We start from the raw sequence: 11925 nt of genomic DNA on the forward strand, positions 1-11925 counted from the left end.
GGCCGGACGCTCGGAGGGCAGGCCGCAGGCCGGGCGGTAGGAAGGGTGGCCCCCAGGCGGCCGGGCGCTCGGAAGGGCAGGCGCTCAGAAGGGCGGCGGCTCGGGGGTAGCTGGCTGATTGCCGGTGGTTTTCGGCCCTGCCCCTGAGGTGTCGATCGTGCTGTCCGTGTGGGTCGGCGGTATGGGTGGACTGTCTTTGTACGTCCGGCCGGTGGGGCTGGTCCACTCCAGGTTTCCATTTCCGGTTTGCCGGGTAGTCCAACGGCTGCGGTGTTTCAGCATGTGGTGGCGCCGGCAGAGTCCGGCGAGGTTGGCAGCTTCGGTGGTCCCGCCGAGCGCGGCGTCGTGGGTGTGGTCCAGATCCAGGCTGCGGGCTTTGATCCCGCAGCCGGGGAAACGGCAGCGTGAATCCCGGGCTGTGAGTAGACGCTTGAGCTCTTCACTGGGTCTGTATCTGTCCACGGCCAGGACCGCGCCGCTGACGGGGTCGGTGAGGACTCTGCTCCAGCCGCGGGCCTGCCCGGTGAGGATTCTGGCGGTGCCGGGGTCGATCGGATGGCGTCCGTCCAGCTCGGCCGGAACCTGTTCTGCGACTGCGTTGTCTGCGGCGCCGGCGGCTTCGCTATCAATGAGAGTCAGCACCGGAACGGTGATATCCACACGGGCAGTAATGGCTGCAAGGAGTCCGTCCGAGGTGTCGTGTGCAGTGGGAGCGCCGCACAACAGCAAGTCTGAGAAGAGGTCGGCGCGGAGCTGGTCAGTGTCCCGGCTCCTTTCAAGCTTCCGGCCCGACGCTGCGGGGCGGGCTGAGGATGTGGCTTCAAGGTGGGCCCGTGCCATCTGGGTCAGGCGGTCGTGGATGCCGTAGGCCACCGCGGCGGGCAGGACGGCGGCGAGTTCGGCCATGCCATCGGGCAAGGGCGCGACCCGGACGCAGCGTTCCAGCGCGGCCCGCTGGTGTCGGGAAGTCAAAGGTTCGGGCTGGGCTTTCTCGGCTTCCCGGACAGCCAGGCGACGCACCCGGCCGGGCGCCTGCTGTTCGGCACAAGCGACCACCACGGACTCGTACCGGGCCAAGGCAGCAGGGTCATCCAGCGCCGCCCCGGAATCCTGGATAACACGGGCGTGCACCAGGCTGATCTGTCCGTGCGCGAGAGCATTGAACGTCGACGGGAAGCGGTCCAGCAACTCCACCGCCTGGCTCATCTGCCGCTGCACCGTCCGGTCATTGGTGCGGGTGGCCGTCGCGATCTCGGCGGCCACCGCACGCTGGGCGAGTTCAGCCGATCGCGAATCCCACCCCGCCGGGATGAAGCCGGCTGGTGCCCCGCTTACCGCAGCGCCGTCGTCGTTCATAACGTCCGCCAGCCGCGAGGCCATGGCCAGGGTGTATTCCTGCAACGCTTGGAGGCTTGCGATGGCCTGGCCAACGGACCTGAGCGTGGAGACCAGACCGTCCAGCACCTGCAAAGGGTCGGACGCCGCGCCGGGGTGCGGTGTCCTCTCGTCCAGGCTGCTGGTGATCTCCATGAATCCATCCCATCACCAGGCACTGACTTTTTTGGGACTCCGAAAAGACCGCCCTCGCACCTGACGCCCCGACGCGGTCGCAGGCGTTCGACGACGGTGCCCCACCGCCGTCGCGCACTTAGCTGACGACGCGCCGCCCCGAAGCGTCCAGCCGGATGCCCAGGTGCTTCGGGGTGCGCAGCACGATCGAGCGGTCCACGATCTCGGCGAAGGGCAGACGCTCGCCGAGATGCCGTTCCAGCAGGGTGATGTCTTCGATGCGGCGCAGCCACACGGCCACCACCAGCGAGTAGTTGCCCACCGTGGTGGTGACGAGCCGGACCTCGTCCAGGCCAACGAGTTTCCCGGCCACCGAACCCACCTGGGTTGCCGGCACGCGCATGAAGAACCATACATATACCGGCCAGCCCGAATACGGCCGGGCCACCTCAAGCCGGATCACCACGCGCTGCTGGGCGAGGACCGTGCTCAGCGTGCTCCGGGCCCGGGCCTGGCTGATTCCGAGCTCGCCGGAAATCCTGGACACGGAGGCGCGGGCGTCCTCGCGGAGTATCCGGAGCAGACCGTCCTCGATGTCCGCTGGAACCCTGGACAGGAGCTCCTTCGGGGGCGCAACGGCCCGCTCCAGCGCCTTGACCTCGCCCGCGTTCAGGGAGCGCAGGCGCCACACCTGGGCATCGGCCACTACCTGGATGGAACGGTGCGTGCGCATGCTGCGGATGCCTTCCACCGTGGACAGCCGGTCCAGCACGTACCGGGACAGCTCGGCATCGTCCCTGCAGATCAGGGTGACCACCATGTCGCGCCCGCCCGCTGTCAGGTCGATAGTCAGCACTTCCGGGTCGTTGGCCAGTTCTTCTGTCACCGTGGCCATGCTCGACGGCGCACACTCGATTTCCAGGAAGGCCGTCACCACGCCCCTTCCGGCACCCTGGTAGCAGCCGATCCAGGCCAGGCCCTCCTCCTGCAGCTGTTCCCAGCGCCGGGCGAGCGTCACAGGGTCCGCTCCGACGGCTGGCGCCAGGGTTGTCCACGGCGCGCGCGGGCGGACCTGCAAGGCATGCAGAAGGCGGAGATCGCGCTCGTCGAAATCAAAATCCTGCATAGAACCCATAACTTTCTTGAATTTCCTGCATATCCGAGGCGCTGTGATGCGCGTTATATAGCTTAGAAGCCCGTTCGGTTTCCATCATCAGTCCCCAGCAAGGAAATCCCATGACTTCAACAACTCTCCTCGCCGCCTCCAAGCGCACCAGACGTTCCTTGGCATGGCTCTGGCCCATCGGCGGGCTCGCGTTGCTGATCGCAACGCTGGGCCAGCTCATCGGCCCGATGGTCATTCCCGTCGGGTTCGCCGCGATCACCATCCTCCCGATGGTGTGGGGCATCCTGGCAGGCGGGATCGTTTCCTCGCAGAAGTTCCGACCCCTTCCCCGGACCTTCCAGTCCGCAGCCGGCGCACTGATGGGTATTTCCGTCCTGATCCTTGTGGGCAGCCTGGCGTTCACCATGGGCCCCAACCTCCCCCTGCTCTTCCGCGCCGGCCCGGCCCTGTTGCTCCAGGAAGTCGGGCACCTGCTCGGCACCCTGATCCTCGCCCTCCCGATGGCCGTCATGCTCAAGATGGGTCCGGCCACCATCGGCGCTACCTTCTCGATCGACCGCGAAGGCTCCTTCGCCATGGTCAGTGAGCGCTACGGCACCGACTCCCACCCGTACCGCGGCGTCCTGTCCATGTACGTCTTCGGCACCATCTTCGGTGCGGTCTTCATCTCCCTGCTGGCCTCCGTCACCGCTTCCCTGGGTATCTTCGACCCCCTGGCCTTGGCCATGGGCGCCGGCGTCGGCTCCGGCTCCATGATGGCGGCCGGCGCGGCGAGCGTGGCCGCCCAGTTCCCCGAGCTGAAGGACCAGATCGTTGCCGTCGCCGGCACCTCCAACGTCATCACCAGCCTCCTGGGCGTCTACGTTGGCATCTGGATCGCACTGCCCCTCGCGGACAAGATCTACCACGCGTTGATCCGCCGCTTCCCGCACCTCGGTTCCGCCGCGGGCACCGCCGCCGCCGCGGGCGCCGCCGCCGCGGGCGCCGCCGCTCCCGCGGCCGCCGCCGCTCCCGCGGACATGGCCGCCGTCGAGTCGGCCGCCGTCGAATCCGCCTCCGCGGAAGCCGAGAACCGCGGCCCTGTGCGGGTTCCGCTGTACATCGCCATGCCCGTCCTGACCGTAATCGGCGTCTTCATTGCCTCGATCGCCGCAGGCGGCTTCTCATGGAACATCGTGGGCGGCTACCTCATCATCAACGCGCTGCTGCTGGCCGGCTTGGGCCTGTCCAGGCTGTGCCGCGGCAAAGTGCCCAGCATGGTCTTCATCATCACCCTCGGTGCCCTGGCCTCCAGCCCGGTCTCGCCGATCGCCAAGCCCCTCATCACCATGGTCGGCAGCGTCAACTTCCTGTCCATCTGCACCGTGGTGCTCACCGTTGCAGGCCTGAGCCTCGGCAAGGACATCCCGCTGCTGCGCCGGATCGGCTGGCGGATCGTGCCGGTGGGCCTGGTCGCCATTGCCTCCTCGTACCTCTTCTCCGTGGTCATCGCCCAGTTCACGCTCGGCCTCGGCCACCACTGACGCAGCCCGCTGCACCGACAACCCGCCGAACCCGCCACACCCGAAAGGCCACCATGCCCAGCCAAGCTACCGCCGTCGACGTCGAAACCCTCAAGAAGGGGGCCTCCGGCACCATCGCCTCCTGGGAAGACCGCCTGCGCGAAGTCAGCCGGATCATCCACGACAACCCGGAACTTGCCTTCGAGGAACGGCTCGCCGCTGAAACGCTGGCGTCAGTCGCGGAGGAGGCCGGCTTCGCCGTCGAGCGCGGCGCTTATGGCATGGAGACCTGCTTCGAAGCGGTGCGCGGCAGTGGGGACTTCACCGTGGTGATCTGTGCCGAGTACGACGCCCTGCCGGAGATCGGGCACGCCTGCGGCCACAACATCATTGCGACGGCGGGCCTCGGCGCCGCGCTCGCGCTCGGCGAAGTTGCGGACGAACTCGGCCTGCGGGTGGTGCTGCTCGGCACGCCGGCCGAGGAGCACGGGGGCGGCAAGGCGCTGCTGCTCGAAGCCGGCGCCTGGGAGCAGGCCACGGTGTCCATGATGGTGCACGGCGCCACCGGCGAGGACCTCAGCTGCGCCATCACCCGCACGCAGGCGGTTGACCGCTTCGCCGTCACCTTCAACGGCCGTGCGGCCCATGCCGCAGCCGCCCCGGATAAGGCCATCAACGCCGGCGACGCCGCCACGATCTCCCTCGTGGCCATCGGCCTGCTCCGCCAGCAGCTCGCCGACGGCATCCGCCTGAACGCCTTCGTGGAGCGCGGCGGCGAAGTCACCAACATCATCCCGGCCCGCACGGTGGTCAGCGCCGAGGTCCGCGCGCATGACCTGGCGACCCTCGAGGACGTCAAGGAGCGCATGCTGAACTGCTTCGCCGGCGGTGCCCGGGCCAGCGGCTGCACCTGGGAGGTCGCCCCCACCGAACCGCGCTACGAGAACCTGGTCCAGAACACCCTGCTCGCCGAAGCCTGGGATCGGAACCTGACCGCCATGGGCCGTACCGTGGTGCAGACCAGCCGGCTCGGCGGTGGTTCCACGGATATGGGCAACGTGTCCCACGCCGTGCCGTCCATCCACCCGATGATCTCGGTGCTGGGTGCCAGCGGTGTTCCGCACACCGCCGAGTTCGCCGCCGACGCCGGATCACCCGCGGGCGAGCAGGCCGCCCTTGACGGCGCGCTCGGCATGGCCTGGACCACCATCGACGCCGTCACCAACCCGGATACCCGCGAGGCGCTGCTGGCGCTGCAGGCCGCGCGCCGCCCGGGCGCCACCCGCAGCCCGGCCCTCGGCTAGGGGCTAATAGCAACAGGCGGCAGGCCGCCGTCGGGAACCGGCCCCGACGGCGGCCTGCCGCGTTGGGTATGGGTGCTTGGCAATCGGGGTGCCGCGAATTCGCTGGAGGGCTGCGGGGACGCTGGAACGTTTCGGCGACCCCGCAGGCTTCCCGCGATCCCGGTGCATCGAGCCCTCGATGGCCAGCCCTGGCCCCGGCGACCGGCGTCGCCCCGCTAGGCTTTTCCCCATGGATACCGTCCTCTGGTCCAAGCCCGAAAACGAGCGTGCGGGAACGCCCCTGCTGGTGATGATGCACGGCTACGGCACGGACGAGCAGCGCATGGCCAAGCTCTTCCCTGAGCTCCCGGAGGAATTCAGTTGCGCGGCGCTTCGCGGGCCCATGGTGATCGGCGACGACTACGGCTGGTTCCTGCTGGATTACTTCCTGGCGAACGACTTCGCCGACGTCATCACGGCTGCAAACAAAGTGTTCGCCTGGATCGACTCCGTCAAAGGCAAGCACAGCAGCGTGAGCCTGCTGGGCTATTCGCAAGGTATGGCCATGGCCAGCACCCTGCTGCGGCTCCGGCCACACGGCTTCAAGGCAACGGTGGGCCTGTCCGGCTTTGTCCTGGACAACGAACTGCTGGCCATGAGTGAATCCTTTGACACCCGGCCGCCGTTCTTTTGGGGCCGGGACAAAGCGGACCCCGTGATCAACGAGGACGCCGTGGAATACACCGCCGGTTGGCTGGAGCAAAACACCGCCCTCACCGCCCGCACCTACCCCGGGATGGGCCACCGGATCGAGGCCATGGAACTGGCCGATGTGGGCACCTTCCTGCGCCACTATGTCCTCCGCTGAAGTGCGGCCCGCGTAACACTGGCGACGCGTTCGTGCAGCCCTTGATAGGCAAAATTGTAAACGCTTACAATTTCTCGATGCGGTGAGTCGCCGTACCGTTCAACAAGCATGGAAAGGGTTGAGGCCGTGTTGCATGGTTAGTGCCCAGCGCGCCACCATCCAGGACGTTGCTGTCCTCTCAGGATTGTCCATTTGCACCGTTTCCCGGGCCCTGCGCAATTTGCCCAATGTGTCCGAAAAGGCCCACCGCAAGGTTGCCGAAGCCGCAGAGAAGCTTGGCTACCGCGCATCCTCCGCCGCCGCACGGCTGGCCGGCGGAAGCACAGGCTCCATCGCCATCATCGCTCCCACAGCCACGGCCTGGTTTTTCGCCCAGGCAGTGGAATCGGCCGAGGAAGTCTTCGCCGACGGCGGTCACGACACCGTCCTGGTCAGCCTCCGCAATAACGCCGAGGTCAGGAGCCGGGTGTTCGCTGACCTTGCCGCCCTGCGCCAGCGCGTGGACGGGGTCCTGCTGCTGAACGTGGACCTCGACGCCGAGGAAATCGACGCCCTGGCAGGATCCGGACTGGCAGTCGCCAGCGTTGGAATGAGCGGGGTCCCCTGGGATAACGTGGGGATCGACGACGAACACGCCGCCTGGGCGGCCACCTCCCACCTGCTGGAGCTGGGCCACTGGGACCTGGCAGTGCTTTCCGGCCGGGAACTGGGCGGGCATTCCGTACGCACCAGCAACAACCGCCTGGATGGTTTCAGCCGTGCCCTGGCCGAACATGACCTCACCGTCCACCCGGACCTTGTGGTCAATGCCGGCTCCTCGATCGAGGGCGGGCGGAGTGCCATGACCGAGCTCATCGCGCACCGCGGCTTGCCCAGCGCGCTCTTCGCCGACTGCGACGAGATCGCCTTCGGAGCCCTGATGGCCTTGCGCGAGCACGGCCTGGGCGCCCCAAAGGACGTGTCCGTGATCGGGATCGACGACCACCCCATGAGCTGGTTCCTCGGTCTGAGCACGGTGGCTCAGCCCGTTGCGGACCAGGGCGCCTTCGCGGCGAACCTGCTCTGCGAACGCCTGCTGAATCCGGAGCAGGACCACCAGCCCACCAGCCATTTCCTCGACACCAAACTCATCGAACGCAAGACCACGCGCCGCAAACGCCGAACGGACAAGAACCATGACTGAATCCCACGCTGCCCTGAGCTCCACCTGGACGGGTGCCTCGGCCCTGCTGTTCGACCTCGACGGCGTGCTGACGCCCACCGCGGTGGTGCACGAACAGGCCTGGCAGGAACTGTTCGACGGCTACCTCGCCGAGGCCGGCCACGCCGAGGGCTACCAGGAGAGCGACTACTTCGACTTCATCGACGGCAAACCGCGCTTCAACGGCGTCCGGGATTTCCTCGCCTCCCGAGGGATCACCCTGCCCGAAGGCCCCACGGACGACGCCCCGGACAGCCCCACCGTGCAGGGCCTTGGCAACCGCAAGAACCTGATCTTCAATGAAATTGTGTCCACCCGCGGGGTGGAGCCGTACGCCGGCTCCGTCCGTTTCATCCACGCCGCGCTGGAGCGCGGACTCAAGCTCGCCGTCGTCTCCTCCTCCCGGAACGCGCCGGCGGTACTCAAGGCCGCCGGACTGGACGGCTACTTCCCGGTGGTGGTCGACGGAGAGGTGGCGGCCGCCGTCGGGCTTCCCGGCAAACCTGACCCGGCGACCTTCGACTACGCGGCCCGCCTGCTGGACGTTCCGGCGGACGAATGCATCGTTGTAGAGGATGCGGTTTCCGGCGTGCAGGCCGGCAGCGCCGGCAACTTCCGGGCGGTGATCGGGGTGGACCGCGGTGCGGGCCGCCAGACCCTGCTCAACGCCGGGGCCACCTTCGTGGTGGATGACCTCGACGACCTTCTCTGAACCTCCCCAAGCTCTGAACCCCAGGCCCTCCCCAAGTTCTGAGCCCCCCAAGTTCCGAACCTCCCCCCAACCCCTCCGTTCGAAAAGGCACCTCCCCATGGCACTGATCAGTTCCGACCGGCTGCGCTTCCCCTGTGAACCCTGGAAGCTCGTGGAATCCATCCATGTCCCCGGCGACGCCGGGACCCTTGAAACCCTCTTCAGCCTCGGCAACGGCCACCTCGGAATCCGCGGCGGCCACTGGGCCCCCGCTGACGGCGATCTCCCCGGCACGTTCATCAACGGTTTCCACGAAATCTGGGACATCAAGCACGCCGAGAACGCCTACGGCTTCGCCCGCACCGGGCAGCGGATCGTGTACGTTCCGGACGCCAACAACTTCAGCGTGATGGTCGACGGCGAGCAGCTCTCCCTCGGGGAGTCCAACGTGCGCGACTACCGGCGCACCCTGGACTTCGCCACCGGCGTGTACGAATGCGCCGTCACTTGGGAATGCCGCTCCGGCGCTGTTGTCACCACCGTTGAGCGGCGGGTGGTGGGCTTCGATTCCCGCGGCTGCCTCGGCATCGAATTCAGCCTGAGCGCGGACCGCCCCACCTCCGTGGACATCACCTCCGCCGTCCTCAACCGGCAGGACCAGCCTGTGGAGGACCACTCGGCCCACGACCCGCGGCGCTCCGGCCGCCACGCCGGCCGGGTGCTGCGTCCGCTGCACCTGCAGGGCTCCGACGGTTCGCTCCGCCTTGCCTGGGAGACCGCGGAATCCCGGCAGCGCATCGGCCTGGCAGTGGACCACTGGATCTCCCTCGACGGCCAGCCCTTCGACACGGTAGTGGGGGAGGACGAGTCGACTGTCCGTTACGTCCTGGCAGTGAACGACGGCGAGACCTTCCGTCTCGAGAAGAGCGTCAGCTATGTGGTGAACGCGGTCGATGAAACGGTTGAGGAGCCGGGCGAAGCGCTTGCCGCGGAGGCCGAGCTGCGCCTGGCCACCTTCGGCGCCTTGCTGGCTGAAAGCGCGGCGCACTACCGCGACTACTGGGCCACAGCGGACATCGTGATCGGCGGTCAGGCCGAGATGCAGCAGGCCGTGCGCTGGAACCTCTTCCAGCTGGCCCAGGCCACGGCGCGGGCCGGAGTTGCGGGCATCCCGGCGAAGGGCGTGAGCGGTTCGGGCTACGAGGGGCATTACTTCTGGGACCAGGAGATCTACCTGCTGCCGTATCTGAGCTACACCAACCCGGCCGCGGCCCGGCAGGTCCTGGAATCACGCCACGCCATGCTGCCCGACGCCCGGGTCCGGGCCAAGGAGCTCAGCGTGGACGGCGCGCTGTTCCCGTGGCGCACCATCAACGGCCTGGAAGCCAGCGCCTATTACGCCGCCGGCACCGCCCAGTTCCACATCGCCGCGGCCATCGCCTTCGCGGCCAACCGCTACCAATGGGCCAGCGGAGACACCGCTTTCGCCAACGAGATCGGTGCCGAACTGCTGATCGAAACCGCCCGGATGTGGGCGTCCCTGGGCTTCTTCGGCAAGGACGGAATGTTCCACATCCACGGCGTCACCGGCCCGGACGAGTACACGGCAGTGGTCAACGACAACCTCTACACCAACGTCATGGCCCGCTTTAACCTGCGGGCCGCGGCGGAGCTGGAGCACCCGGACGTGCCGCAGAGCGAGCGGATCATCTGGCGGCAGGCGGCCGAGCGGATGTCCCTGCCCTACGACCCGCACATGGAGGTCCACTCCCAGGACAACGACTTCATGACGCTGGAGCCCTGGGACTGGAACACCCCGCGGTCCAAGTACCCGCTGCTGCTGAACTTCCACCCGCTGGTGATCTACCGTCACCAGGTGCTCAAGCAGGCGGATACCGTGCTGGCGATGTTCCTGCAGTGGCAGGACTTCAGCGCGGAGGAGAAGCAGCGCGCCTTCGACTTCTACGACCCCATCACCACGGGCGACTCCACGCTGTCCGCCTGCGTCCAGGGGATCATCGCCGCCGAGGTGGGCTACTCCGACGTCGCGTTGAAGCACTTCACCGAGGCGCTGTTCATCGACCTGGACAACACCCACGCCAACACCGTGGACGGCGTGCACATCGCATCCACGGGCGGCATCTGGAGTTCGCTGGTGTGCGGTTTTGCCGGCATGCGGGACCAGGGCGAGGTGCTGCACTTCGACCCCCGCCTGCCGGAGGAGTGGGACAGCCTGTCCTTCCGCCTGCGGCTCCGCGGGCAGGTGCTGGACGTGGAACTGCGGCCCGGCAGCATCGCCCTTTCGGCCCGTGCGGACCACCTTGGACGTTCCGAAGGCGGACTGTCCGGCGGCGGCACCGGACTGGAGGTGAGCGTCCGCGGCCAGCGCGTCGTCGTCGGGCCCGAAACGGTCACGCTGCCGCTCGAGGCGGTTCACGCCCCGGTTCAGTCCGTCTTCCCGAGCCTGTTCCCGACCGCCGGCGTGCCGGTGGTCGGAACGCTGGAAGGCTAGAGACCGCAAGGCGCCGGTGCAGCTGGATCCCAGCTGCACCGGCGCCTTTGGTTTCAAGTGTTCCTCCGGTCGACCGCCCCTATTTGGTGATCGGCTTGGCGCCCGAGAGGCTGATGGTTTGTCCGGCGGCGAGTTCTCCGTCCGGGACGCTTGTGAATTCGTACCAGGTGCGGGGGCCGGCAGTCTTCGGACGGTTCGCGGCGCTCAGCTCGGCCGGCTCCAAGTTGAATCGGAACGCAACCTGGCGTTCGGTGTCTCCCGCCGCCGTCGTGTACGTCAGCGGCACGCCGTCAGCGTTCCGGCTGAAGGTGCCCCTTGCGCCGTCGACCGTTGCCTCGCCCGGCATGAGGGTCACCTTGGTGCCGGCTGGAAGTGGGGATCCCACGCTCAGTCCGGGGTTGTACTCGAGCAACTGGGCGGTAGTGCGCCGGAACTTGTAGCCGAGGCTGTCCAAGGAGTCCCCGTCGACGGTGGTGTAGTAAATCGCGTGGCCGAAGGAATTGCTGGTGGCCTGGCCCTTGCCCGACCTCGGATCCACCGGCTTCTTCTGCAACGCGATGGTCCTGCCCGGGTGCAGGAAGTACACATTGCCCTGCTCGTGGACGTAGGGCACCTTGTTTGCCTCGGCCAGCTGGTCTTCCGTGATGCCGAAACGGTAGGCGATCCCGTCGAGGGTATCCAAGTCCGCCACCACGTAGCTCAACGGGATCCCGTTGGCATCCGTTGCGGCGGCGCCGCGCGCACCAGCGACGGGGCCCGACGGCGGAATCAAGCGGAGTTTCGTTCCTTGCCTGACCGGTGCTCCCGCAGGGAGCTTGTTGAAGCGGGCGAGTTTGGTCTCTGAAAGCTCGAATGCCGCCGCGACCCTGGCGAGGGTGTCGCCGGCCGCCGTGGTGTAGAAGTCCACGTTGCCGAAGGAATCGAGCACTTTCAGCCCAGCCAGGTTATCGGCCGTGGTCTGTTCTGCCGGGTCGGATTTCACCCCGGTGACAACAGGACTTGCGGTCGGCCCCGCGGCTGGCGTTTCCGTTCCCGTACAGTCCACTAACCCGGTTGCGAGTCCAGCCACGAGAACTGCGGCGAGAACAACGGCTCCCGCCCGGTTTCCGGCGTTGCTAAAACTGTGCGTCAAAATATCCCCCAATACATCACCGCGAATTCAGTTCCGCGGGGCGCCCATTGAGCATAAGGGATTCAGCCCGTCAGGGAGCGCCGGTCTCAGCATCTGTTGGA

Annotated in this window: 9 protein-coding genes; 6 read left to right on the plus strand and 3 right to left on the minus strand. The window is 67.4% G+C overall.

Annotated elements, in window-relative coordinates; all coding sequences use genetic code 11:
• Positions 1-84 precede the first annotated feature (84 nt).
• Positions 85-1530 (minus strand): HNH endonuclease signature motif containing protein, encoded by a 1446-nt coding sequence (locus ACZ9CK_RS00710; protein WP_476048947.1) that lies wholly within the window; start codon positions 1528-1530, stop codon positions 85-87.
• A 118-nt stretch (positions 1531-1648) separates the two neighbouring features.
• A complete protein-coding gene (locus ACZ9CK_RS00715; protein WP_476048948.1) occupies positions 1649-2635 on the minus strand; it encodes an Lrp/AsnC family transcriptional regulator in 987 nt (328 codons plus the stop codon).
• Positions 2636-2745: 110 nt separating this feature from the next.
• Here ACZ9CK_RS00715 and ACZ9CK_RS00720 point away from each other — a divergent pair, with 110 nt between their 5' ends.
• From ACZ9CK_RS00720 to ACZ9CK_RS00745, 6 genes are all read left to right on the plus strand, one after another.
• The gene (locus ACZ9CK_RS00720; RefSeq protein ID WP_476048949.1) at positions 2746-4158 is read left to right on the plus strand and encodes a DUF3100 domain-containing protein; all 1413 of its coding nucleotides are present in this window, start codon (positions 2746-2748) and stop codon (positions 4156-4158) included.
• Between the two features lie 53 nt (positions 4159-4211).
• Positions 4212-5441 carry an amidohydrolase gene (locus ACZ9CK_RS00725; protein WP_476048950.1) on the plus strand — a complete coding sequence of 410 codons (1230 nt, stop codon included), beginning with the start codon at positions 4212-4214 and terminating at the stop codon, positions 5439-5441.
• A 229-nt stretch (positions 5442-5670) separates the two neighbouring features.
• Positions 5671-6288 carry an alpha/beta hydrolase gene (locus tag ACZ9CK_RS00730; protein WP_476048951.1) on the plus strand — a complete coding sequence of 206 codons (618 nt, stop codon included), beginning with the start codon at positions 5671-5673 and terminating at the stop codon, positions 6286-6288.
• A gap of 133 nt (positions 6289-6421) precedes the next feature.
• Positions 6422-7471: a LacI family DNA-binding transcriptional regulator gene (locus ACZ9CK_RS00735; RefSeq protein ID WP_426301748.1), complete on the plus strand. Its 1050-nt coding sequence runs from the start codon at positions 6422-6424 to the stop codon at positions 7469-7471.
• Positions 7464-8201: an HAD family hydrolase gene (locus ACZ9CK_RS00740; RefSeq protein ID WP_426301750.1), complete on the plus strand. Its 738-nt coding sequence runs from the start codon at positions 7464-7466 to the stop codon at positions 8199-8201. The genes ACZ9CK_RS00735 and ACZ9CK_RS00740 overlap by 8 nt, the downstream gene beginning before the upstream one ends.
• Positions 8202-8298: 97 nt before the next feature.
• Positions 8299-10692, plus strand: a complete 2394-nt coding sequence (locus ACZ9CK_RS00745; RefSeq protein ID WP_476048952.1) for a glycoside hydrolase family 65 protein — start codon at positions 8299-8301, stop codon at positions 10690-10692.
• 79 nt (positions 10693-10771) lie between these two features.
• On the opposite strand, the gene ACZ9CK_RS00750 is transcribed toward ACZ9CK_RS00745, so the two are convergent.
• Entirely contained in the window at positions 10772-11674 is a 903-nt protein-coding gene (locus ACZ9CK_RS00750; protein WP_476048953.1) for a LysM peptidoglycan-binding domain-containing protein, read from the minus strand.
• Between the last annotated feature and the right edge of the window lie 251 nt (positions 11675-11925).

It is taken from the genome of Arthrobacter sp. TE26545 (genome assembly GCF_056279005.1).

Coding starts and splice junctions, on each gene's coding strand:
- ACZ9CK_RS00710 (WP_476048947.1), bottom strand. CDS start 1,530: ATGGAGATCACCAGCAGCCTGGACGAGAGGACACCGCACCCCGGCGCG.
- ACZ9CK_RS00715 (WP_476048948.1), bottom strand. CDS start 2,635: ATGCAGGATTTTGATTTCGACGAGCGCGATCTCCGCCTTCTGCATGCC.
- ACZ9CK_RS00720 (WP_476048949.1), top strand. CDS start 2,746: ATGACTTCAACAACTCTCCTCGCCGCCTCCAAGCGCACCAGACGTTCC.
- ACZ9CK_RS00725 (WP_476048950.1), top strand. CDS start 4,212: ATGCCCAGCCAAGCTACCGCCGTCGACGTCGAAACCCTCAAGAAGGGG.
- ACZ9CK_RS00730 (WP_476048951.1), top strand. CDS start 5,671: ATGGATACCGTCCTCTGGTCCAAGCCCGAAAACGAGCGTGCGGGAACG.
- ACZ9CK_RS00735 (WP_426301748.1), top strand. CDS start 6,422: ATGGTTAGTGCCCAGCGCGCCACCATCCAGGACGTTGCTGTCCTCTCA.
- ACZ9CK_RS00740 (WP_426301750.1), top strand. CDS start 7,464: ATGACTGAATCCCACGCTGCCCTGAGCTCCACCTGGACGGGTGCCTCG.
- ACZ9CK_RS00745 (WP_476048952.1), top strand. CDS start 8,299: ATGGCACTGATCAGTTCCGACCGGCTGCGCTTCCCCTGTGAACCCTGG.